Source organism: Flavobacterium sp. GW823-FHT04A11 (genome assembly GCF_058796535.1).
The window spans coordinates 1,802,209-1,824,116 of the sequence record NZ_CM179503.1 but is presented as its reverse complement, the minus strand read 5'-3'; the positions used below and the strand labels follow the sequence as shown (position 1 = coordinate 1,824,116).

General features: G+C 33.8%; 23 protein-coding genes. 13 read left to right on the top strand and 10 right to left on the bottom strand.

Going from position 1 to position 21,908, the window contains the following annotated elements:
- Positions 1-24 precede the first annotated feature (24 nt).
- From arfB to AC3QL1_RS07925, 4 genes are read right to left on the bottom strand one after another with little or no spacing between them, the layout of a single operon-like run.
- Complete coding sequence (gene arfB / locus AC3QL1_RS07940; RefSeq protein WP_492496596.1) at positions 25-429, bottom strand: alternative ribosome rescue aminoacyl-tRNA hydrolase ArfB; 405 nt, start codon at positions 427-429, stop codon at positions 25-27.
- A complete protein-coding gene (locus AC3QL1_RS07935; RefSeq protein WP_492496594.1) occupies positions 429-2,543 on the bottom strand; it encodes a DUF4301 family protein in 2,115 nt (704 codons plus the stop codon). The genes arfB and AC3QL1_RS07935 overlap by 1 nt, the downstream gene beginning before the upstream one ends.
- Positions 2,507-3,127 (bottom strand): nicotinamide riboside transporter PnuC, encoded by a 621-nt coding sequence (pnuC, locus tag AC3QL1_RS07930; protein WP_492496593.1) that lies wholly within the window; start codon positions 3,125-3,127, stop codon positions 2,507-2,509. Before pnuC ends, AC3QL1_RS07935 begins: the two co-directional genes overlap by 37 nt.
- Positions 3,120-3,890, bottom strand: coding sequence for a phosphoglycerol geranylgeranyltransferase (locus tag AC3QL1_RS07925; RefSeq protein ID WP_492496591.1), 771 nt, complete (start codon positions 3,888-3,890; stop codon positions 3,120-3,122). Before AC3QL1_RS07925 ends, pnuC begins: the two co-directional genes overlap by 8 nt.
- 94 nt (positions 3,891-3,984) lie before the next feature.
- On the opposite strand from AC3QL1_RS07925, the gene AC3QL1_RS07920 reads away from it, so the two are divergent.
- The 3 genes from AC3QL1_RS07920 (at position 3,985) to AC3QL1_RS07910 (ending at position 5,357) form a co-directional block, all read left to right on the top strand.
- Positions 3,985-4,581 (top strand): Crp/Fnr family transcriptional regulator, encoded by a 597-nt coding sequence (locus AC3QL1_RS07920; RefSeq protein WP_492496590.1) that lies wholly within the window; start codon positions 3,985-3,987, stop codon positions 4,579-4,581.
- A gap of 81 nt (positions 4,582-4,662) precedes the next feature.
- Positions 4,663-4,950, top strand: coding sequence for a hypothetical protein (locus AC3QL1_RS07915; protein ID WP_492496589.1), 288 nt, complete (start codon positions 4,663-4,665; stop codon positions 4,948-4,950).
- Complete coding sequence (locus AC3QL1_RS07910; protein WP_492496587.1) at positions 4,947-5,357, top strand: group III truncated hemoglobin; 411 nt, start codon at positions 4,947-4,949, stop codon at positions 5,355-5,357. Before AC3QL1_RS07915 ends, AC3QL1_RS07910 begins: the two co-directional genes overlap by 4 nt.
- Before the next feature lie 21 nt (positions 5,358-5,378).
- Here the strand turns inward: AC3QL1_RS07910 and AC3QL1_RS07905 are convergent, their stop codons facing one another.
- Positions 5,379-6,029: a 4'-phosphopantetheinyl transferase family protein gene (locus AC3QL1_RS07905; protein WP_492496585.1), complete on the bottom strand. Its 651-nt coding sequence runs from the start codon at positions 6,027-6,029 to the stop codon at positions 5,379-5,381.
- A 309-nt stretch (positions 6,030-6,338) separates the two neighbouring features.
- Between AC3QL1_RS07905 and ahcY the strand changes: the two genes are divergently transcribed.
- The 9 genes from ahcY (at position 6,339) to AC3QL1_RS07860 (ending at position 12,994) form a co-directional block, all read left to right on the top strand.
- Complete coding sequence (gene ahcY / locus AC3QL1_RS07900; protein ID WP_492496583.1) at positions 6,339-7,655, top strand: adenosylhomocysteinase; 1,317 nt, start codon at positions 6,339-6,341, stop codon at positions 7,653-7,655.
- A 350-nt stretch (positions 7,656-8,005) separates the two neighbouring features.
- The gene (locus tag AC3QL1_RS07895) at positions 8,006-8,482 is read left to right on the top strand and encodes a hypothetical protein (RefSeq protein ID WP_492496581.1); all 477 of its coding nucleotides are present in this window, start codon (positions 8,006-8,008) and stop codon (positions 8,480-8,482) included.
- Between the two features lie 129 nt (positions 8,483-8,611).
- Positions 8,612-8,896, top strand: a complete 285-nt coding sequence (locus tag AC3QL1_RS07890) for a hypothetical protein (protein ID WP_492496580.1) — start codon at positions 8,612-8,614, stop codon at positions 8,894-8,896.
- A 9-nt stretch (positions 8,897-8,905) separates the two neighbouring features.
- Positions 8,906-9,991, top strand: a complete 1,086-nt coding sequence (locus tag AC3QL1_RS07885) for a WG repeat-containing protein (RefSeq protein ID WP_492496578.1) — start codon at positions 8,906-8,908, stop codon at positions 9,989-9,991.
- Positions 9,992-10,010: 19 nt separating this feature from the next.
- Complete coding sequence (locus tag AC3QL1_RS07880; RefSeq protein WP_492496577.1) at positions 10,011-10,250, top strand: hypothetical protein; 240 nt, start codon at positions 10,011-10,013, stop codon at positions 10,248-10,250.
- A gap of 73 nt (positions 10,251-10,323) precedes the next feature.
- On the top strand, positions 10,324-11,175 hold the full coding sequence (locus AC3QL1_RS07875) for a methylated-DNA--[protein]-cysteine S-methyltransferase (protein ID WP_492496575.1): 852 nt from the start codon (positions 10,324-10,326) through the stop codon (positions 11,173-11,175).
- 159 nt (positions 11,176-11,334) lie between these two features.
- Positions 11,335-12,048 (top strand): 2OG-Fe(II) oxygenase, encoded by a 714-nt coding sequence (locus AC3QL1_RS07870; protein WP_492496574.1) that lies wholly within the window; start codon positions 11,335-11,337, stop codon positions 12,046-12,048.
- Positions 12,049-12,150: 102 nt separating this feature from the next.
- Positions 12,151-12,396: an Ada metal-binding domain-containing protein gene (locus AC3QL1_RS07865; RefSeq protein WP_492496572.1), complete on the top strand. Its 246-nt coding sequence runs from the start codon at positions 12,151-12,153 to the stop codon at positions 12,394-12,396.
- Positions 12,383-12,994, top strand: coding sequence for an alpha-ketoglutarate-dependent dioxygenase AlkB family protein (locus tag AC3QL1_RS07860; RefSeq protein WP_492496570.1), 612 nt, complete (start codon positions 12,383-12,385; stop codon positions 12,992-12,994). Before AC3QL1_RS07865 ends, AC3QL1_RS07860 begins: the two co-directional genes overlap by 14 nt.
- A 40-nt stretch (positions 12,995-13,034) precedes the next feature.
- Here AC3QL1_RS07860 and AC3QL1_RS07855 read toward each other — a convergent pair whose 3' ends face one another.
- Positions 13,035-13,790, bottom strand: coding sequence for an NUDIX hydrolase (locus AC3QL1_RS07855; protein ID WP_492496568.1), 756 nt, complete (start codon positions 13,788-13,790; stop codon positions 13,035-13,037).
- A 326-nt stretch (positions 13,791-14,116) separates the two neighbouring features.
- On the opposite strand from AC3QL1_RS07855, the gene AC3QL1_RS07850 reads away from it, so the two are divergent.
- Positions 14,117-14,374: a hypothetical protein gene (locus AC3QL1_RS07850; protein ID WP_492496566.1), complete on the top strand. Its 258-nt coding sequence runs from the start codon at positions 14,117-14,119 to the stop codon at positions 14,372-14,374.
- A 49-nt stretch (positions 14,375-14,423) separates the two neighbouring features.
- Here AC3QL1_RS07850 and AC3QL1_RS07845 read toward each other — a convergent pair whose 3' ends face one another.
- The 4 genes from AC3QL1_RS07845 to AC3QL1_RS07830 form a co-directional block, all read right to left on the bottom strand.
- Positions 14,424-16,652, bottom strand: coding sequence for a glycoside hydrolase family 3 N-terminal domain-containing protein (locus AC3QL1_RS07845; protein ID WP_492496565.1), 2,229 nt, complete (start codon positions 16,650-16,652; stop codon positions 14,424-14,426).
- Positions 16,653-16,658: 6 nt separating this feature from the next.
- Positions 16,659-17,498, bottom strand: a complete 840-nt coding sequence (locus tag AC3QL1_RS07840; RefSeq protein WP_492496563.1) for an endonuclease/exonuclease/phosphatase family protein — start codon at positions 17,496-17,498, stop codon at positions 16,659-16,661.
- A 162-nt stretch (positions 17,499-17,660) separates the two neighbouring features.
- Positions 17,661-19,400 (bottom strand): cellulase family glycosylhydrolase, encoded by a 1,740-nt coding sequence (locus AC3QL1_RS07835; RefSeq protein WP_492496561.1) that lies wholly within the window; start codon positions 19,398-19,400, stop codon positions 17,661-17,663.
- A gap of 228 nt (positions 19,401-19,628) precedes the next feature.
- Positions 19,629-21,887: a glycoside hydrolase family 3 N-terminal domain-containing protein gene (locus AC3QL1_RS07830; RefSeq protein WP_492496559.1), complete on the bottom strand. Its 2,259-nt coding sequence runs from the start codon at positions 21,885-21,887 to the stop codon at positions 19,629-19,631.
- Positions 21,888-21,908 lie beyond the last annotated feature (21 nt).

The window sequence follows — 21,908 nt, the reverse complement described above, 5'->3', positions numbered from 1 at the left end:
ATTTGGCACTTATAATTTGGAATTTTACTCCAAGTTAGGTTTTCTTCGAGATTGTTTTATTTCAGAAATATTCTTTTTGTCTTTGATTCGTTTTTTAATTACCGATTTTGGAATCTTAGTTGCTTTTCGAACTTTCGGAACAAATAAACCTTTTTTGATGATTTCCAGAAAACGTTTAATCACGATATCTTTATTCTTAAGCTGGCTTCTGTCTTCGTCGCAATTTAAAATCAGGATATTTTCTGTGGTTAATCGCGGTGCAATATTGGTAAGTAAAAGTGCTTTCTCTTCTTCAGATAAAGCCTGAGAAGCATTCAAATCAAAAGTCAGCACTACTTTCGAAGAAACTTTATTTACGTTTTGACCGCCCGCGCCGCTGCTTCGAACCGCTTTAAAACTTAACTCTGATATTATTTTATCCGTATCCATTATTGTGGCTGATGTGCTGGTTTTAGTAAATCATTTACTGTTTTTACCGGATTAAAGGTGATTAACGGAACTGCAACAAAAATAGTCAGCCAATTGGCCATTGCACCATTCCATAAACCAGGTAATTCGTAACTTTTAACTGTTTTTCCTTCAACACTTTTTTCTACGATAAATCCTGTTTTATGATCTACAAATTTAGTCAGGTCAAACTTTTCGTTCTTATAACTTTTTATTCCGCAAACCAAATCAACCGGATTAAAATGAGTTGCTTCGCCTAAAATTTGAAGTTGTTTTTTATTGCTTAAATCTACCTGAGAAGTTTCTACAATCTGAAGGGAAGCTATTCCTTTTTCATTCATAACCCAAAAAGGTCCGCCTCCTGGTTCTCCTTCATTTCTAACCATTCCGCAAACACGTATTGGCCTGTCTAACAATTCCTTAATTTTAATAATTTTATTTTCAAATGTAAATTTATTAAAATCATTCGTGAGTTCTATATTTAGGTTTTGTTTTAAAAAGTGAACAATTTCAGATAAATCATTTTCTGCTATTTCCTGTTTTTCGATAGCTTTTAAATACCTGAAAATTTTCTGCTGAATCTCGATTAAAATTCCTGCCAGAGATTTTTTGTATAAAGTAATCTGATCAATATGATTTTGAATTACATTGTCAATATTCTTTATAAAAATAATATCCGAATCAAGATCGTTGAGGTTTTCTATCAACGCACCGTGTCCGCCTGGTCTAAAAACCAATTCGCCATTTTTGTTGCGAACCATTTTATTATGAGCGTCAACAGTTATAGAATCGGTGCTTTTATTTTGATAAGAATACCCAATATTAATTTTTGTTACAGATTCTTGTTCTATTTTGTTTCGAACCAAATCAACCGCTTTTTCAAATTGAGACTGATGAATTTCTGAAACCGTAAAGTGCAAATTTGAAATTTGATTTGCCGTTGCATAATGAACGCACTCATTCAAATGTTCTTCTATAGGATTTGCAATATGCGTTGGATATAAATGAAATGGCAAAACGGCTTTTGGCTTGTTTGCAAAATCAAAATAATCTGGCGATAATAGTAGTTTTATAAAATAATAGTTTTTGTCGTCTCTCTCTAAAGTTTCAAAATCAGGATAAACTTCTCTGAGCTTTTTATCTATAGCCTCAAAAAACGGAAACTTATCCATAGCCACAATAAAAATAGACAAATCGCTGTCTTTCTTTCTATTAATGTAAGCGTTTATGGTTTCTTTTTGAAAATTAAAATCATTCAAAAACGTACTCAAAAACTTAAACATTCGGCTTGCAGCGCCAGAAGCTGGAACAAATTTCTTTAATTTAAGTTTTGTTTTTTGTTCGTCAAAAAAATTGGCTTTGACCTGAAAGTCTTCTTCTGTTAAACTTAAGATTCCGTTATTGATTGTTGCCGGACTTATTAAATTACTTTTAGAAATTCCGTTTTTGAAAATTTCCAATTGATTTAAAACATTTTCAACAGAGATTCCGTGATTGTAAATCTCCACAAAATCTGAAGATGAAAAACCACGTTCTTTGGCTATTGCCAAATCATTAATAATGGAAGTCGCTTTTGCAAGACGGCTTTCTTTATCTCCCGAAAGGGTTATAAACGGCTTTTTATGATCTATTAAAGTCTGTTTAAAGACAGAGAAAACGGTTTCTCTTCCTTCCGCTTTATCTCTAATATCGTCTTTCTCCCATGGAACATCAATATCCGTCAGGAAAAATAAGTCGTATTCATGTTCCAGAGCAGCTTCATTTAAAAGCGGATCACAAAAACCATAATATACCTCAGAAAAAACTTTAGTAACCATTAAATTGGTATCACAAAACAAGTATTTTTTAGCCGAAGAAAGTTTTTCATTTTCCAATTTAACTTGTCCGTAAGCAATAGGAAGCATATCATCTGCAATGCAAATATGCTTGTTTTCTTCCCATTTTTTTTGCAGATAATCACGTGCAAACTCAGGAACCCATTCGGTTTCGTAATAGGAAGCAAGTTGTTTTGCCAAAGTTGTTTTTCCTGTACTTTCAGGACCAAACAAAGCAATTTTTATTATAGCTGTTTTTTGCTGTTTAAGATTTTTCTCCATTCTAAATAAGCTGAAATAGCTAAAATTGTAAAAATTAAATATTGAAGTGACAACATCCCTAAGCCGCGATAAGCATAAAGAGGCACAACAATAATATCACCAATAATCCAAAGAGTCCAGTTTTCGATTTTTTTTCTGGCCATGTACCACATTCCTGCAAAAAATATCCCGGACGAAATCATATCGACATAATTGTCCTTTTTAATTTCGTAATCGAAATATTTATAAATCCCGAAAACTACAAAAACGGTTACAAAAAACAATAGTATGCCAATTATTTTTTCATTAAGATTAGTTCTTGTAATGGGCAAATTATCTTCAACGGTTCCGCCTTTTGCCCAAACATACCAGCCATAAATACTCATTATAGAAAAATAACCATTGATAATCATATCGCCAATATAACCTGCAACGTATAAAAGATACACCGAAATTACCGTGGCAATTAATCCGGTTGGATATACCCAGATATTTTCTTTTTTTGCAAACCAAACGCTTAAAATTCCAAATACAAAAACCAGAAACTCTAAGGCAATATGCCATAAAGGGGCATTTTTATAACTTTCCAGAAAAAAATCAATCATTTGGGGTTGTGGTTTTGGCTGTTATTTTACTATTTAATGAATCAAAAAAATGACTGTTATTTTCAAAAGCCGTTCCTATTACTACTAAATCGGCACCGGCGTTGTAGGCTTTTTGAATTCCGTGCAAATCTACAATTCCTCCTCCAACAATTACAGGAATTTTAATATTTTGAGAAATTAACTCAATCATTTCCAGCGGAACGGCTTGTTTAGCACCACTTCCCGCTTCGAGATAAATTAATTTGTTTCCCAGCATTTCTCCAGCTTGTGCAGTTGCTAAAACCAGATCGAGATTATCACGATTTAACGGCTGTGTTTTACTCACTCTGGCAACTGCTGTTTCATTCCCACTTTCTATCAAAATATATCCTGTAGAAATTACTTCAAGATTCATTTTTTTTAGAATTGGCGCTGCCTGAACCTGATATTCTATTAAATAATCCGGATTTCTTCCTGATAATAAGGCCAAAAACAAAATAGCATCTGCCTGAGGTGAAATTTGCGACGGATCTCCCGGAAATATTACAACGGGCAAATTTGTTTTTTGTTTTAACTGCGCAATTAGTTCTTCTAAAATCGTTGCTTTTACAATACTTCCTCCAACAAAAATATGTGTTGCCGGCGATTGATTTATCTTTAGCAATAAGTTTTCTATATTTTCTAAAACAATCTTATCCGGATCTAAAAGAATGGCAAGTAACTTTTGTCCATTTTTTTTGGCCTCAATAATTTGCTGGTAAATGTTGGGTACTTTTCGTTGCATAATCGCCGTAAAAGTAAAAGTTTTTTAATGTAGAAGAACAATTTTGAATGAATTATATTTGCGTGAAGGCTTTCTCAATCAAAAAAACAAAAGTATGATTGCAACTGAATTATTAGAAAAATACGGCGCGTTGAAGAAATCCTTTGACAAAACAGCTATTATTTTTGAAGAAGGAAATTTACCAGCGCATTACTACCAAATCGTTTCCGGAGAAGTAAAAATGAGCAATTATAACGATGACGGAAGAGAATTTATTCAGGGAATATTCTACAAAAGCCAGTCTTTTGGTGAACCGCCTTTATTTTTAAATCAAAATTATCCGGCAAATGCAATTGCTGTTGAAGATTCTGAAATTCTTCTTCTCTCAAAAAATAATTTTATGAAATTGCTGGAAGAAAACCCAACTGTCAGCATCAAAATAATCGAAAACTTAGCGCAGCGTTTGTATTATAAGTCGGTTATGGCGGCAGAAATGTCTACGCAGGAACCGGAGCATCGGGTTTTAAAATTAATGGATCACGGAATTGCTTATTTCAATTTTAAAAAAGACGAAAACGGCTACCTCATCAATTTTACCCGACAGCAAATTGGCGACTTAACGGGTTTGCGTGTTGAAACTGTGATTAGAACCATTAAAGCATTGGAAAAGAAAGGTGTTTTGAAGATTATAAACAGAAAAGTATACAGATAAAAAAGTTCTCGTTATATGATTTTAATCATAAAATAGAGGCGGAAAGTGCATGTACCTTTGTTAATATAAAAACGAAATACCATGACACTTTATCAAACAACATTCGAAAATTTCAACAATAATTACATGGGTTCTGCAGCAATGGCTGTAATTGGTCAAAGCTGTTTAGGAGGCGCTGCTGCAATGTACGTACTGGCTAACGGAACCTCAATTCCTCAAATGATACAATTGGCAATCGTTGTATTGGCTTGTATCTTTGTAAACACTTCTATTTTAGCACAAATGAAACATAAAGTAGTTTTTAATCTTTTAATTCTAAGTGCATTTTTAAGTGTATCTCTAATTCTTTTAAATACTTTTATTCTGTGAAAAAACAAATAGAAAACAGAGCTGACGTAGAATTTTTGGTACATCAGTTCTATGCTAAAATAAGAGCCGATGAAGAAATCGGCTTTTATTTTAATACGATGATAAAAGACTGGGAAAAACATCTGGAAAAGCTGACTGATTTTTGGGAGACCAATTTGTTTGCCGTTAAAAAATACAAAGGAAATCCGCATGCAGTTCACAATGAAGTTGATGCCCGTTTTGAAAGTAATATTACAGCAGACGTATTTGGAATATGGTTAAATCACTGGTTTCAAACAATCGATGAATACTTTGAAGGCGAAAATGCAGATACTCTTAAAAGACGCGCCAGAAAAATGAGCACTTTTTTGTATATGAGTATGTTTGAGCATCGCAAGAAAATGGCTGAAATAGCAGCACAATCTTGATTCTTTTAATCGCATAAAACTTTATTTCTCAAAAGCATACACCAAGGTGAAATTTTCATCAAAATTATCTGATTTGATTTCCCTGTAATGAACATCAAAATCTTTTACGAGATTATCAAAATGGAGACTGGCGTCGGTTTTATCTTCATTTAATGAAAAATCTCCCACTCTAATATGATCTTTAAAACTGATTCCTTTTTCGTTTCTGATTTTGAAAATTGCCTCTTTTGCTCCCCAGATAACAGTAAGTTTTTTTACATATTCTTGTAAAACATTCGAATTTAGATATTCAAATTCCGTATCGACAAATTTATCGGCGATACGCAGGATTTTCTCACGTTGCAATTCCATGTCGATTCCCACGGTTTCGTGACTAATTATAATTGCTGCAAAATGATATGAATGTGTTATCGAAATATAATTATGACAATCAAAATAAGGTTTTCCAAATTCGTCATAATGCAAATCGTGATCTGTAAAACCCATTTCCTGAATCAACATGCGAACACTCAAAAAAGCGCGTTGGTGCATTTGGGATTTCATTCCGCTTAACCTGCGTTGCGTTTTTTCTTTTAAAACAACTTTACTCATTAACTCTTCAAAAGATTCTGTGATCTCCCAAATTAAAAGTTTGGTCGTTTCGTTGCATTGTATGGTTTGAAATAAAGGCATTCTTTTTTAATTATGAATTATGGGTTATTTTTTAACCATATAAAGTGATATAAATAAATATAATATGGTCGTATTTAAAATTGGTATTATAAATTTAAGCAATTAAGTCTATCCAAATAAGTAATTTAAAATATTCAGAATCTTTTTTAAATGAACTTATATCACTTATATGGTTAAAAAGATTTCGCAAACTAAACTTCTAAAGATTAAGAAATTAAACATTTCACAAATCTTACAGAAAGTAGTCAAAATTAAAAAGCTATTCCGTAAATTTGCAAAAATTTTACAATATACAAATATACACTATAAATGAGTACTACAACTACGCCTTATGTGGCTTTCAAAGTAAAAGACATTTCTCTAGCGGCTTGGGGAAGAAAAGAAATTGAACTGGCTGAAGCTGAAATGCCAGGTTTAATGGCGCTTCGTGCTGAATATAAAGACGAACAACCGCTAAAAGGTGCTCGTATTGCTGGATGTTTGCACATGACGATTCAAACTGCTGTTTTAATCGAAACTTTAATTGCTCTTGGTGCTGAGGTTACCTGGTCTTCTTGTAACATTTTCTCTACTCAGGATCAGGCTGCTGCTGCTATTGCTGCTGCCGGAATTCAGGTTTACGCTTGGAAAGGTCTTGATGAGCAATCATTTGACTGGTGTATTGAGCAAACTTTATTCTTTGGTGAAGACAGAAAACCATTGAACATGATCTTAGATGATGGTGGAGATTTAACTAACATGGTTATTGACCGTTTCCCTGAATTGGTTCCTGGAATTAAAGGATTATCTGAAGAAACTACAACTGGTGTTCACAGACTTTACGAAAGAGTAAAAGCCGGAACTTTACCAATGCCTGCAATCAACATTAACGACTCTGTTACTAAATCTAAATTTGATAACAAATACGGTTGTAAAGAATCTGCTGTAGATGCTGTACGTCGTGCAACTGACTTAATGTTAGCTGGAAAAAGAGTTATCGTTTGCGGATACGGTGATGTTGGAAAAGGAACTGCTGCTTCTTTCAGAGGTGCAGGATCTATTGTAACTGTTACTGAAATTGACCCAATTTGTGCTTTACAAGCTGCAATGGACGGTTATGAAGTTAAAAAATTAAACACTGTAATTGCGAATGCTGATATCATCATTACAACTACAGGAAATAAAGATATCGTTCTTGGAGAGCACTTCGAGCAAATGAAAGACAAAACTGTTGTTTGTAACATCGGTCACTTTGATAACGAAATTGATATGGCTTGGTTGAACAAAAACCACGGTGCATCTAAAATCGAAATCAAACCACAGGTTGACAAATATACCATCAACGGAAAAGATATCATTATTCTTGCTGAAGGTCGTTTGGTAAACCTTGGTTGTGCTACAGGTCACCCAAGTTTTGTAATGAGTAACTCATTTACAAACCAGACTTTGGCTCAAATTGAATTATGGAAAAACAGTGCTGCTTACAACAATGACGTTTACATGTTACCAAAACATTTAGATGAAAAAGTTGCTGCTTTGCACTTAGCTAAATTAGGAGTTGAATTGGAAACTTTACGTGACGATCAGGCTGCTTATATTGGTGTTCCGGTTGAAGGTCCATTCAAACCAGAATACTACAGATATTAATAATTTTAGATTTCTGAGTTTAGATTTTAGATTCTAAAACTGAATTTCTTTAATACATATTCAAGCCCGACAAGTTTTTAAAACTTGTCGGGTTTTGTTTTTTAATATAAAATCAGAAATCTACAATCTAAAATAATTAGGGCGTGCCACAATTTAAAAAAAGGCCTTAATCAACTTTGAGCTCATTGGCCTTTTCTTAAATTCTGTCGGGCTATCCGCGCTACTTCGGTAGCTTGCTCCTATCCCTCACGCAAAGGGCTATCAGGAACCTTAAAATTAATGAGATATTTTAGCCTTTTTTAAAATATAAACATATTTTTGGCACGCAAAACCAAATCTAAATCCAAAATATGAGAATATTCCTCATTACAATTATAACCCTAACATTACCGCTTTTTGTAAAGGCACAAAACTATAATTTGCCAGGTCCACAGTTTGATCAAACCCCAGTATTTATGCGTGGAAACGATAAACCTCCACAGTTGGTGCAGCTGCCAACCATGAAATCAATTTCTCGGAATCACATAGAGAGTGCACAAGCCAAACTAGTTATAAAAGAGCAAAAACTAATAAAAATGGCACGAAAAACATGGGACAAAGAAGCTGACTTAAAAGCAAAACAAGAAGAATTAAAAAGTCTTGAAAATGCAACAGAAAATAGTAATAATCCAGAGCATCAAAAAAACATTGAAAAATGTAAAAAGCAAATAACTAAATCTCAGGAAGAAGTTGATAAAGCAAAAATGGAACTCGAATTAGAATCAAAAAAAGTAGAAGCGTTTGAAAAAGCCATAGAAGAAGCTAAATATACCAGACAAGGATCATAAAATCATACTTTAAGCCCTCATAAAATGTGAGGGCTTTTCTTTTGTATTCAGGAACCAATTGCAGATTATATTTATATATTAGCTATATAAACAAATTGTACATCTCATAGCATCCACAACTATAAAAATATGATTGAAAAAGTTTTATGTGAACAGCATGGTTCAAAAGAAATGTCTTTTACATGTATTCATATTGCGATGGCCATAGACAAAAAAGAAAAAGTTGGATTTTTCTATTCAGAGGCAGAAGAAGATCTTCCGCAAATTGCGTGGTGCGGAACTTGCGAACAATGGTTATTAGATAACGGCGAAGAATGGACCGACACTTTTGAAACCTTAGCCGATTTTAAAACATTATGTTCTGATTGTTTTGAAGAAGCAAAAAACAATGAATTAGAAATTCATATCCGATAAATAAATCTCATGAAAAAGATTATCATTCTTTCCATATTCCTTTGCTTCAATTTTACTTTATCAGCCCAAAATAATGATACCTGGATTTCATTTTGGGATAAAGACACAACTCATGTCGGTTTTAAAGATAAAAATGGCAACATCAAAATAACTCCCAAATTTATGGGGCTTACTTCTGCCAATAAGTTTGATGATATCATTGCAGTTTCAGAAGAAGTAAATGAAACCTGGAAAAGCTATTATTTAACCAAAACCGGAAAAATAGTAGGTCGCGACAGTTTATATATTTTTGACAATGGTGCTGATTGTGAAAATGAGGGTTTTATTCGTTTTAAGGATTACAAAACGGATAAAATGGGTGTATTTAATGGCGATGGAAAAATCGTAATTCCAGCAGAATACAGTGATTTAACAAGAGTTAGAAACGGAATGATTATAGTTTTAAAAGATGCTGCCAAACAGCAAGATGGCGAACATTTTTTTTGGAGTGGAGGAAAAGAATTTTTAATAGATATCAATAACAGGATTCTAATAGAAAATTTCGGTTATAATGATGAACTGAATTTTTATTCTTTACAAAAATCAAAAGAAAAAAATCAAGATCCCATACGGGATAATTTTCTTGGTGTTGACGGTCAATATTACTCGTTCATCAATTATGATAAAGAGTTTAAGTTCTGGCTAAAAAACATTTTACTTACTGATTTATCAAAAGAGAATCTATTAAAACATTCTTACGATACAATTACGTATTGGAAAAAAAGAGATGATGACGGCTGGATTAGTAAACCTAACAACGAATTTATAAAACTGAATTACAAATTCATAAAAGCTAAATTATTAGAACTAAAACTACCTGATTGCAGTTATGATATTGCTTCTCAAAGCTTAAATAAATTCATTTACGAAGCCAATGAATATGATCAATATTTTGACAATTGCCATCAACCAAAAGACTGGATTAGTCCCGTAAAAAACATCGTGATTTCTCCTAAAAACAAAACAGATGAAGGACAAGACCATATTGAATTTCTAAGAACTCAAAATGGGTATAAGCTAATTAGTGTTTCGTCAAGGAAAGAAGAATTAAAATAAAATTCAAAATAGAAAAAAAATGGCAGCAGGCGGACCAGGTGATCATCCTTTAAAAGACATTCTTTATTTTGACATGAATGTTTATGATGATGAATGCGACAATATCATTAAAGAACTTTCTAAATATATTTCTGAAGATGAATTATATGAAAGTATCGATTGGTTTAGTACTTTTAGTATGAACAAATCTCAATTATTGGATTTTAAATTTATGCTTTCTGAAAAACTGATGGTTTTAAAAAATCAGTCTTCAAAATAAAGAAACTTCCGCAAGTTTCGGATTTTATACCCGCAAATCACGGTCGATATTTGCATTATAAAATTGAACGAAAATGAACACACAGGAAAACATCAATTATAATAGAATTGCAGATGCGATTGATTATATCAAAGTCAACTTTAAAGAACAACCTAATTTAGATGAGGTTGCCGAAAAAGTGCATTTAAGTCCGTTTCACTTTCAGCGGTTGTTTACGGAATGGGCAGGAACAAGTCCGAAGAAATTCCTGCAATATATCAGCGTCGAACATGCCAAAAAAATTCTCAAAGAAAATGATCACGCAACTTTGTTTGATGCTGCTTTTGATACCGGATTATCAGGAACCAGCCGTTTGCACGATTTGTTTGTAAACATTGAAGGAATGACACCTGCCGAATATAAAAACGGAGGCAAAAATTTAGAAATTAATTTCAGTTTTGCCGAAAGTCCGTTTGGGAATATTATTGTTGCATCGACCCAAAAAGGGATTTGTTTCATGGCTTTCGCCGAAGATGAAGAAAACGGATTTCAGGATTTGAAAAACAAATTTCCAAATGCATCATTTTCCAGAAAACTAGATCTCGTACAGCAAAATGCTTTATTTATTTTCCAGAATGACTGGAGTAAATTATCTGAAATCAAACTGCATTTAAAAGGAACGGATTTTCAGTTGAAAGTCTGGGAAACGCTGCTCAAGATTCCAATGGGACAATTGTCTACATATGGTTCGATTGCACAAAAAATCGAAAAACCAAATGCGTCAAGAGCTGTCGGAACTGCAATTGGAAGTAATCCTGTAGCATTTTTAATTCCGTGTCATCGCGTTATACAATCATCAGGAACTTTTGGTGGTTATATGTGGGGAAAGACAAGAAAAACAGCCATTATTGGTTGGGAAGGTGCGCAGATTAATTCAGACATTTAAAAATTCACAACGTATATCCGTAGAGACGCAATCATTGCGTCTAAACATTCCGTATTTCCAAAGAGAATTCGTTAAGATGTTAAAAATCGTTGTCGACAATCTTTGCGGAGACGCGCTGTAGCGGCGTCTCTACAATTAATTTACCGCTAAAAATTATCTATGCAAAACATACAATCAAAAATTGCTTCTCAAAACTGGGAAAGCATCACCGAATCAATGCACGAAAATGGGTTTGTAATTATTCCCAATATACTCAATAACGAACAATGCGAGGATTTAAAATTCGATTATGACAATCCAAATTTGTACAGAAAAACAGTGGTAATGGAACGTTACCGTTTTGGTTTAGGCGAATACAAGTATTTCAATTATCCTTTGCCTGATTTGATTCAGACAATCAGAACTTCTATCTATCCTAAGCTGGCGCCCATTGCAAATGCCTGGATGAAAGCGTTAAACATCAACACTATTTTTCCTGAAACACATGAAAAACTAATTGAGCAATGTCATGCCAATAATCAATTTAAAGCAACAGTTCTAATTTTAAAATATGGCAAAAGCGGTTTTAACACTTTGCATCAGGATTTATACGGAGATGTTTATTTTCCTATTCAAATAGTGCTTTTTCTCAATGAACCTGATGAAGATTTTACGGGCGGCGAATTTGTATTAACGCAACAAACGCCAAGAGCACAATCTAAAGCGATTGTTCTGAAACCTAAAAAGGGAGATGTTTTGGTTTTTACGACCAATTTCAGACCTGTAAAAGGAACAAAAGGATATTATCGTGTAAATATTAAACATGGCGTGAGCGAAATTCATTCTGGTGAAAGACATACGTTGGGGATTATTTTTCATGATGCGTTGTCGTAATTTTGAGGTGCAAAGGTTCAGAGGTACAGAGTTGCAAAGATTTACAACTTATACAGAAACCTCTGAACCTTTGCAACTATGTAACTTTGCAACTTAAAACAAATGATTCAACACAATAAAATTTCAGATTCAGATCTAAGAATTAAAATTAAAAATGCGGAAATTTGCTTTGGTGGAAACCAAAAACTGAAAATCTACGGCACTTTAAAATGTTCGTCGGGAAAAAGAATGAAAAGAGAAAATCGCGTTTTCTTTTTATCTGAAAATGAAGCTAAAAAAAACGGTTTCAGACCTTGCGGACATTGTATGAAAACCGAATATCAAAACTGGAAAAATGGACTTATTTAATCCCGAAACAGACGAAACAACAAACTTACTTCCAAAAGATGGAACCGTAAATTATTACGGAAAACTATTTCCCAGAGAAGACTCCAATCGTTATCTGGAGGTACTTTTGAATACTATTGAATGGAAAAATGACGAAGCGATTATATTCGGAAAATTAATTCTTACCAAACGAAAAGTAGCGTGGTACGGCGATCAGGAATTTGAATATACGTATTCGAATACTACAAAAAAAGCGCTTCCGTGGACGAAGGAATTACTGGAACTAAAAACTGTTATTGAACAGGAAACCGGAGAAACATTCAATTCTTGTTTGCTTAATTTATATCATTCCGGCGATGAAGGAATGGCTTGGCACAGCGATGCCGAAAAAGATTTAAAGAAAAATGGCGCTATTGGTTCGGTAAGTTTTGGCGCAGAACGTAAGTTTGCTTTCAAACATAAAGAGACGAAGGAAACTGTTTCTTTAATTTTAGAACATGGTAGTTTATTAGTGATGAAAGACACTACACAAACCCATTGGCTGCATCGTTTACCGCCAACAAAAACGACTTCAAAACCCCGGGTAAATTTGACTTTTAGAACAATAGTTCCACAATAAAAGATTTAACCATTAAAAAAACTGGTTTTTTATTATTGTCTTACCATCCTTGATTTAAACCGTTTTTAAGGACTTCTTCGTATTTATCTTTGTCAAAAGTATATAAGTTTGGTGCTTTATGAGCGACGTTGCTTTTCTTTTCGTCGAGTTTTTTAAGAATTCCAATATTGGTTATTTTTCTAAGGAAGTTTCTTCGGTCGAGTTGTTTGTCCAAAATAGTTTCATATAACTTTTGAAGTTCCGGAATAGTAAATTTTTCGGGCAATAAATTATATCCAATTGGCATGAGGTTTAATTCTGTTCTCAATGTATCTAATGCTTTATTTAAAATTTCTTCGTGATCTAAAATAAGTTCCGGCACTTCTTTATGATCAATCCATTCTATGGCTTCCTGACTATTATCTTTCTGTGGTATAGCTTTTAAGAAATCAACCAAGGCATAATATCCTATTGTCACAAAACGCTGCCTGAACCATTTTCCTTCTTCTTTGGGAATTTTATAATATTCTAAAACCGCATTATCAAAATGTTTGTCATTGCGTTTTACTTTCCCAAAAGTGGCAAATTGTCTTAAAAAAATACCTTCGATTCCGGTACGTCCGTTTAAAACTGTAATCGCCGCAGTATCAATATCCTGATCAATAGGAACAAACCCGCCGGGTAAAGACCATTTCTCTTCATAAGGAGTTTTTATAAGCAAAACTTTAAGCTGATTGTCATGAAATCCGAAAATAACACAATCAATCGAAAGTCCGGGCTGATAATTTTCGTTGTTTTCCAGAATTCCTTTAGCCATGGTTTTTATTAAGATTTAGTTTGCAATACACCTGCAATTTAAGTGATTTTTATAAATTGAATCGTATTTTTTTAATGAACTATAATTTCGCACAAAAATAGAAAGTGTGCAAGTCACAATTTTTACTTAAAATCAAAAAACGAATTAAAAAAATAAGTACATTGCGTCATAATAACACATTATGAAATTGATTTGTTATTTTTTCAAAAAAAAGTGATTCAAAATGAATAATCTATTTATTTACAGTTTTTAATATCGCTCTTTTTTGTAACAAAAACTAAAAATAAAAGTCTGTTTAAGTATAGAAAAATAGTAATGATTTAAATATGAGCATTCCAAATCTAACAAAACTGAATCAGAAGCTTATTAGAAAAATATATTCTTCTTTTGGAGTAGTTTCAAAAAATGATCTTCTCGAAGCTTCTATAAAATATAGTGAAGAACAGGAAAGGATTTTCAATCAAATGATGGTTGAAACAGAAGCGAAGAATAAAAAAGCAAAACGCGAAGCTTTTGATAAAGCGCTATATGCATCTTATAAAGGAATTGGCGCTATGGATTTTATAAATACTGTCTTGAAATAATTCAAAAGGTATTATAAAATCCATAACGCCAATCTTAATTGACTTCTATTTATTGTACTAATTCAAAGTCAGATCTTAATTTAATATCTGCAGACGAAGCTCCAATCATAACTTCGAAATCTCCCGGTTCTGCATTCCATTCTAATTTATCATTATAAAAAGAAAGTTTTTCTTTGTCAATTGTAAATTCAATTGTTTTAGATTCTCCTGCATTCAATTTTATTTTTTGGAAATCTTTCAGTTCTAAAACCGGTCTTACAACAGATCCAAATTTATCTTTCAAATACAATTGTACAACTTCTTCTCCGGCCACTTTTCCAACATTTGATAATTGAAAAGAAACTTTAATCGTTTCGTTGCTTTTTATTTTAGTCGAAGATAATTTCAAACCTGAATAATTGAATTTTGTATAACTCAAACCATATCCAAAAGGAAATTTAGGAGAGTTTTTCAAATCGATATACGCCGAAACATAATTGTTTTCCGTTTCATTTTTTGCCGGTCTTCCGGTACTAAAATGATTGTAGTAAATTGGCACTTGCCCAACTTCTCTCGGAAAAGTCATTGGCAATTTTCCTGACGGATTATAATCTCCAAATAAAACATTTGCAATCGCATTTCCGGCTTCTGTTCCTAACCACCACGTGTACACAATTGCCGGCACATTATCTGCAGTCCAGTTAAAAACCAAAGGACGTCCCGCATTTATTAAAACCACAACCGGTTTTCCAGTCGCCTGAATTGCTTTTACCAAATCTTCCTGAACGCCCGGCAAACCAAGATTGCTGCGGCTTTTTGCTTCACCGCTCATGTCGCGTCTTTCACCAATACTTAAAATAACAACATCTGCTTGTTTGGCTGTTGCAACGGCTTCTGCAAATCCTTCCTTATTATCGCCATCAACTTCACAGCCTTTTGCATAAAGCAATTTAGTGTTTTTGCCCACTTTATTTTGTAAACCATCCCACTGAGAAACTACCCATTTATCATAATTAACATCCGGCAATTCTACAGACCAAAATCCCATATTGGCTTTGTATTCTTTTACCATTGGCCCAATGAATGCAATTGTTTTTACACTTTTAGAAATTGGTAAAGTCTGATTTTCATTTTTTAATAAAACAATACTTTTTTCGGCAACTTCAAGAGCCGCTTTTCTGTTTTCAGGATTACTCAAGGCTTTTTCAGCTCTTTTTTCATCTGAGTATCGGTACGGATCATCAAATAATCCTAATTCATATTTTTTGCGAAGAATACGTTTTACGGCATCGTCAATTAAATCAACAGAAACTTTTCCTTCTTTAACCAATTCAGCTAAATTATATCGGTACGCATTACTTTCCATATCCATATCACTTCCGGCTGTAATGGCAGAAAGTGCCGCCGCTTTTAGATCTTTAGAATATCCATGTGCTACCATTTCACCAATAGAACCCCAATCTGAAACTACAAATCCTTGGAAGTTCCATTTTCCTTTTAGGATATCTCTTTGCAAATGTGCATTTCCCGTTGCCGGAATTCCATTTATATCATTGAATGAATTCATAAAAGTCGCCGCTCCTGCATCAAGAGCTGCTTTAAATGGAGGCAAATATGTTTCCCACAACATTCTTTCGCTCATGTCAACCGAGTTATAATCTCGTCCTCCCACTCCGGCGCCATAAGCTGCAAAGTGTTTTACGCAAGCCATAACGGAGTTTAAATCGCCTAGTTTATTTCCCTGAAATCCTTTTACTCTGGCATACGCAATCTTAGAGCCCAAATAAGTATCTTCTCCGGCTCCTTCCATTACTCTTCCCCAGCGCGGGTCACGGCTAATGTCAACCATGGGAGCAAATGTCCAGTGAATTCCGCTTGCTGCAGCTTCTGTTGCTGCAACTCTTGCTGCTAATTCAATTGCTTGTAAATCCCAGCTTGCTGCTTCTGCCAACGGAAGTGGAAATGTTGTTTTGTATCCGTGAATAACATCCTGACCAAATAACAACGGAATTTTTAAACGGGATTGCATCGCTAATTCCTGATATTGTCTGGTGTATTTTGTTCCGATGATATTCAACATCGAGCCTACTAAACCTGCTTTTATCTCGGCTTGTTTGTTTGGATTAATGGTTATAGGACCCGTTGCAGAATTATCGCCTGTATATTGATTAAGCTGACCAATTTTTTCTTCAATGGTCATTTTTTTCAATAACGCATTTACTTTTTGATCAATTGTTTCTTGTTGTGCGGCCGCTAAAAACGACACCATCAACAAGGCAAATGTGGTTAATTTTTTCATTTTAATTTAATTAATTTCGATATAAACCGGAAGGTGATCTGACGGATATTTTAAATCTTTTGAATCACTTAAAACGGCATGTTTTTGAACTTTTAATCCACTATTTTTAGAGATGAAAATATAATCTAAAAGCAATGTTACAGGCTCATTATGCTTAAAATCATTAAAAGTTCCTGATGGCCCGAAAGGCTTTTCTACAGAAACATCTTTTGTATCATCCATTACTTTTTTTATCTCGGCAATTTGCGGCGTATCCGGCTCAGAATTAAAATCTCCCATCAGGAAAACCGGATAATTCTTAGTATTAAATTCTTTTATTTTAGAAAGAACTAATTGTACTCCTTTTATTCTCGCTTCGTTTCCAACATGGTCGAGATGCAGGTTAAAAACCCAAAAAAACTTTTTTGTTTTCAAATCTTTAAAAAGAGCCGACGTACAGACTCTGTTACAAGCAGCATCCCAACCTCTGGAAACTACATTAGGGTTTTCCGACAACCAAAATGTATTTATTTTATCTACCTGAAAACGATCTTTTTTATAATATATCGTACAAGCTTCGCCTTCGCCTTTTTCTTCTCGCCCAATTCCAAATCTGTTATACTCAGGCAAAGCCGAAGCTAAATCTGTAACCTGATTTGGTGTCGCTTCCTGAACGCCCAAAATATCAGGGCTGTAAAATTGTATTTGCGACGCAAAATAGTCCTTCCGATTTGGCCAAGCATTTTCTCCGTCAGAAGCAACATCTAAACGAATATTGTAGGTCATCATTTTTAAATTCTGACCATAAAATGAGCTCTTCACAAAAAGTAGGATTACTACTAAATAAAAGACATTTCTTTTTTTCATTTTAAAATTTTTTAATTCCGTAAAGCTACCATTTCATTAGCCTTAAAGAAAAAAATTAACTCCAAAAATAATGTTAATTATAAATTCGACTATTGTCAATATTAAATATATCACGCTTATTGTTTAAAGATTTTTCTTTCAAAAAAAATCTACTTTATTCATCTATTTTTTAGCTTCTAAAAATTCTAAATAATTCAAATTAAAACCTCCTTTTTCAAAAACGACTTTAATTTTGTTGTTTCCTTTTTGCAATTCAATTCCAGATAAAACAACTGTTTTCCATTTATCATTTCCTCCGGTTGGCGGAAGTGAAATGGTTTCTGATTTTTTACCATTTTCAATTTCTAAATGAAGTTTACCTTCTAAATTTTCACTTGAATAACGAATTGCTGCTTTATAATTATTTTGTTTTGAAACTTCGACTGTGTATTGCAGCCATTCTCCATCTTCAATAAAAGAAACCTGATAACCGTTTGAACCGTAATCTTTACAAGGAAGAATATCGACACCGTCATTTCGCATCGAATTTCCTTTGTTCCATTGATCAAAATTTCCGGTTTCGACTCTGTAATTTATAAAGTCTTTATCAAAGTATGCTTTTTCATTTGTTCCTAAATCATATTGCGTTGCAGCAATTTTACCCGGAATAATATGCTTTTTATACGGCTTTGTATCATTGGTTTGAACTTGTCTGAACATGGCATCGATTACATCCGGTTTTACGGTTACGTTTTCCATTTTGTAATTATCGGCCATTTTCAGCAATGCTTTTTTTGCAAAATCGACACTTGGCTTTTCTCCGCCGTCTTTCCAGTATTTTAATAAAACATCATATTCCGGTATTTTGGTTACCGAAGTTACGCCTGCAATATTTTCGATTTTTTTCATTGGCCAGAAAGCCCATCCAATATTATTCGTTTCTACCAATGTCAAGGCATCTTTAAACCAAACATTTGAGTTTTCTCCGCTTTCGCCAAGCCAAATCGGAACGTTGTATTGTTTTCTGTAATCCAGCATTTTTTGGATAGAAGCCGTTGTGTTATAATTCCAATATTTATGGAAACTCAACGCCATGTTTTCATCCCATAAAGGAAAAATGCCGTTATAATTATTTCCCCAGCAATTTCCTTCTATAAAAATTAAATGGTTGGTATCGACTTCGCGAATGGCTTTTGTTACCTGAACCATTAAATCTCTCAAAGGTCCGTTTGAGTTTTCGTCACAGCCATTTTTATTATTTCCGGTAAAATTCCAGTTGGGTTCATTGATAATGTCATAAGCGCCAATCCACGGATTATCTCGGTAACGTGAAGCCAGGTTTTTCCATAAAGCAATCATTTTTTTCTGATTGGCTTCGCTTTGCCATAAAGATGGTTTTGTAGTGTCGTAATCTGATATTGCAGCATCATTTCCTTGTCCGCCCGGCGCAGCGTGCAAGTCAAGAATCAAATACATTTTGTTCCCGGCACACCATTTTACCAAATTATCTGTCATGGTAAAACCTTCTTCAATCCAGGTTATTTCGCCATTTTTTTCCTGCTCAATTGGCGGTGTATATAAGTTATAATGCATGGGCAAACGAATGGAGTTGAATCCCCATTTTGCCAGCGAATCAACATCTCTTTTAGTAATTCCGTTTGCTTTGTAGGCTGCGTAAAATTCCTTCGTTCCTTCGCCAACTACATCCTGAATTTTTTGCTTAATCATATATTGAGGACTTGCAAATGGCTGTGTCTGCAGCATATAACCTTCCTGAACCATCCAGCCGCCAACGCCCAGTCCTCTTAACAGTACATTTTTTCCGTTGCCGTCAACAATATTCTGTCCGTCTCTGTGCAGAAATCCTTGTGCAGAAACGGCAATTGAAAACAGTAATTGAAATGTTATAATTAACTTTTTCATCCTTTATTTAATATCCTTTGTGTGTATTATTTTAACACATAGAAACATAGCTTAGTTTGCGTTCAAAAGGCATTTCACTTGCATTAATACACATAACTATGTGTGAAAAACCAGTTTCTTTTTATTCTCTTTTTATTGATTTCTCAATATAAAATCTATGTTTCTATGTGTTTATTTTAAACTTAATACCTGCAAGGTTTTGAAAACCCTGCAGGAATGAATGTGAGATTATTTTAATAGAAAATCCTTCTTTTGATTGGCAATCTGAATGGTGAATGTTCCTTTTTCAGAAATCCATTTTAGATCTTCATTTACAAATTGTAAATCTTTTTGGTTTAAAGTGAATTTTACTGTTTTGGTTTCATTTGGTTCTAAACTGATTTTTTCGAATCTTTTCAGGGATTTGAATTCAGGTGTAATCGAAGCAAAATTGTCTGACAAATACAATAAAACGGATTCCTTTCCGGCTCTTTTTCCAGAATTGGTAACATCAACAGAAACATTTATTTCATCTGTATTGCTGATTTCACTTTTGTCAATTTTTAAATTTGAATAAGAAAAAGTGGTATACGACAATCCTGTTCCGAATTCGAATTGAGGCAAATAACTTTTCTCATAAGTTGCATCGTTATTTTGTTCTCCTTCAGAAATACTTTCGGTGTATTTTCTATTGTATTTTTCTAATGAATTTGGATATCTTGGGTAATTATAAGGCAATCTTCCGCTTGGGTTTATGTCTCCGTAAAGAATATCTACCAATGCTCTTCCGCCTTCATTTCCGGGTAAATAACATTGAACAACGGCGCTCATTTTATCCTCAAAATCACTAATTAATCTTGGTCTTCCTTCGTTTAAAACTAAAATAATGGGCTTGTTTAATTTTGATAAAGCAAGTGCTAATTTTACTTGTGAAGGGCTTATGTAAAGATTACTAATATCGCCTGGAGTTTCTGTGTAATTTTTTTCTCCTAAACACAAAACAATTTTAGTGGCTGTTTTGGCTAAATCAACTGCTTTTTGAATTTCAGCATCATCTTCTTTTTCAAGATCAGCACCTGCAGTATATAATACATTTTCTTTACCTAATTTATTTTGAAAAGCTTCTAAAATGGTTGATTTATCAGCGGCATATGTATCTGAATTTTCACCTTGCCAATTGTATGACCAACCGCCGTTTAGGTATTTCATACTGTTTGCCGTTGCGCCTGTTACCAGAATTTTTTCGCTTTTGTTTAATGGTAAAACCGAAGCATTATTTTTCAATAAAGTAATAGATTCCGCAGCAGTATTATATGCTTCCTGAATATGTTCTGCTGAACCAAATTTTGGATAATCTTTTAAATCAGCAACTGTATTTTGAAATAAATTCAGTTCGAATTTCATTCTTAAAATTCGGGTTACGGCATCGTCAATTCTTGACATTGGAACTTCTCCTTTTTTTACCAAATCAACTAAATCGGTATAAAAAGAAAATTCTTCGGGAACCATACTCATATCGATTCCGGCCATCACCGCAATACGCACGGCATCTCTTTTTGTTTCTGCAACTTTGTGTCTGGTATTTAAGTAAATAATATCTTTCCAGTCCGTTACAACAACTCCTTGAAAACCTAATTCATTTTTAAGAATATCTGTAATTAAATGTTTGCTGGAGTGAACGGGAGTTCCGTTTATTTCTCCTGAACTTACCATTACACTTTTTGCTCCAGCTTTTATTGCAGCCTGATAAATCGTTAAATCGTATTGTCTTAAAATACGTTCCGGAATAATACTTGGCGTTCTGTCTTTTCCTGTTGTTGTGCTTCCGTAACCAATATAATGTTTCATACACGAAGCAACGCTGTATTTTGAACCTACATTGTTATTTCCTTCAAAACCATCGACTAAAGCAACGGCCATTTTTGAAGATAAATAAGCATCTTCTCCAAAAGATTCCCACATTCTTGACCAGGCAGGATTTCTTGGGAAATCTAAATCCGGTGAAAAAACCCATGGAATTGAGGATGCTCTGGTTTCGTAAGCTGAAATTTCGGCACCGCGTTTTACTAAAGCGGTATTAAAAGTGGCTGCCAAACCTATTTGCTGTGGAAATAATGTTGCGCCGGCTGTATAACTGGCACCGTGAATAGCGTCAATTCCGTATAAAACAGGAATTTTCAATCTTGTTTTATTGGCTTCATTTGTAATTGCCGTCATTGTTTCCTGCCATCTTTTTAAAGTTGGCGCACCCGGATTTGGAACATTTAAAATAGAACCAATATGATAATCCTGAATTCCTTTCTTTAATTTTTCAGCATCAAAATAACCTGGCTTTTTGGTGTCTTCAAAAATGGTAACGGTGATTTGAGTCATTTGTCCCACTTTTTCTTCCAGTGTCATTTTTGATAATAACTCTGAGACTTTAGCGTCAATATCACTTTTTTTATTTTGACTCCATGCTGCTCCACAAATCAGGAAAGCCAGCATTAGCAATTTGGTCTTTTTCATTTTTAATTTAAAATTTAAAAT

Excerpts from the sequence above, each read along its gene's own strand:
- arfB (WP_492496596.1), bottom strand. The coding sequence starts at position 429 with ATGGATACGGATAAAATAATATCAGAGTTAAGTTTTAAAGCGGTTCGA.
- AC3QL1_RS07935 (WP_492496594.1), bottom strand. The coding sequence starts at position 2,543 with ATGGAGAAAAATCTTAAACAGCAAAAAACAGCTATAATAAAAATTGCT.
- pnuC (WP_492496593.1), bottom strand. The coding sequence starts at position 3,127 with ATGATTGATTTTTTTCTGGAAAGTTATAAAAATGCCCCTTTATGGCAT.
- AC3QL1_RS07925 (WP_492496591.1), bottom strand. The coding sequence starts at position 3,890 with ATGCAACGAAAAGTACCCAACATTTACCAGCAAATTATTGAGGCCAAA.
- AC3QL1_RS07920 (WP_492496590.1), top strand. The coding sequence starts at position 3,985 with ATGATTGCAACTGAATTATTAGAAAAATACGGCGCGTTGAAGAAATCC.
- AC3QL1_RS07915 (WP_492496589.1), top strand. The coding sequence starts at position 4,663 with ATGACACTTTATCAAACAACATTCGAAAATTTCAACAATAATTACATG.
- AC3QL1_RS07905 (WP_492496585.1), bottom strand. The coding sequence starts at position 6,029 with ATGCCTTTATTTCAAACCATACAATGCAACGAAACGACCAAACTTTTA.
- ahcY (WP_492496583.1), top strand. The coding sequence starts at position 6,339 with ATGAGTACTACAACTACGCCTTATGTGGCTTTCAAAGTAAAAGACATT.
- AC3QL1_RS07895 (WP_492496581.1), top strand. The coding sequence starts at position 8,006 with ATGAGAATATTCCTCATTACAATTATAACCCTAACATTACCGCTTTTT.
- AC3QL1_RS07890 (WP_492496580.1), top strand. The coding sequence starts at position 8,612 with ATGATTGAAAAAGTTTTATGTGAACAGCATGGTTCAAAAGAAATGTCT.
- AC3QL1_RS07885 (WP_492496578.1), top strand. The coding sequence starts at position 8,906 with ATGAAAAAGATTATCATTCTTTCCATATTCCTTTGCTTCAATTTTACT.
- AC3QL1_RS07880 (WP_492496577.1), top strand. The coding sequence starts at position 10,011 with ATGGCAGCAGGCGGACCAGGTGATCATCCTTTAAAAGACATTCTTTAT.
- AC3QL1_RS07875 (WP_492496575.1), top strand. The coding sequence starts at position 10,324 with ATGAACACACAGGAAAACATCAATTATAATAGAATTGCAGATGCGATT.
- AC3QL1_RS07870 (WP_492496574.1), top strand. The coding sequence starts at position 11,335 with ATGCAAAACATACAATCAAAAATTGCTTCTCAAAACTGGGAAAGCATC.
- AC3QL1_RS07865 (WP_492496572.1), top strand. The coding sequence starts at position 12,151 with ATGATTCAACACAATAAAATTTCAGATTCAGATCTAAGAATTAAAATT.
- AC3QL1_RS07860 (WP_492496570.1), top strand. The coding sequence starts at position 12,383 with ATGGACTTATTTAATCCCGAAACAGACGAAACAACAAACTTACTTCCA.
- AC3QL1_RS07855 (WP_492496568.1), bottom strand. The coding sequence starts at position 13,790 with ATGGCTAAAGGAATTCTGGAAAACAACGAAAATTATCAGCCCGGACTT.
- AC3QL1_RS07850 (WP_492496566.1), top strand. The coding sequence starts at position 14,117 with ATGAGCATTCCAAATCTAACAAAACTGAATCAGAAGCTTATTAGAAAA.
- AC3QL1_RS07845 (WP_492496565.1), bottom strand. The coding sequence starts at position 16,652 with ATGAAAAAATTAACCACATTTGCCTTGTTGATGGTGTCGTTTTTAGCG.
- AC3QL1_RS07840 (WP_492496563.1), bottom strand. The coding sequence starts at position 17,498 with ATGAAAAAAAGAAATGTCTTTTATTTAGTAGTAATCCTACTTTTTGTG.
- AC3QL1_RS07835 (WP_492496561.1), bottom strand. The coding sequence starts at position 19,400 with ATGAAAAAGTTAATTATAACATTTCAATTACTGTTTTCAATTGCCGTT.
- AC3QL1_RS07830 (WP_492496559.1), bottom strand. The coding sequence starts at position 21,887 with ATGAAAAAGACCAAATTGCTAATGCTGGCTTTCCTGATTTGTGGAGCA.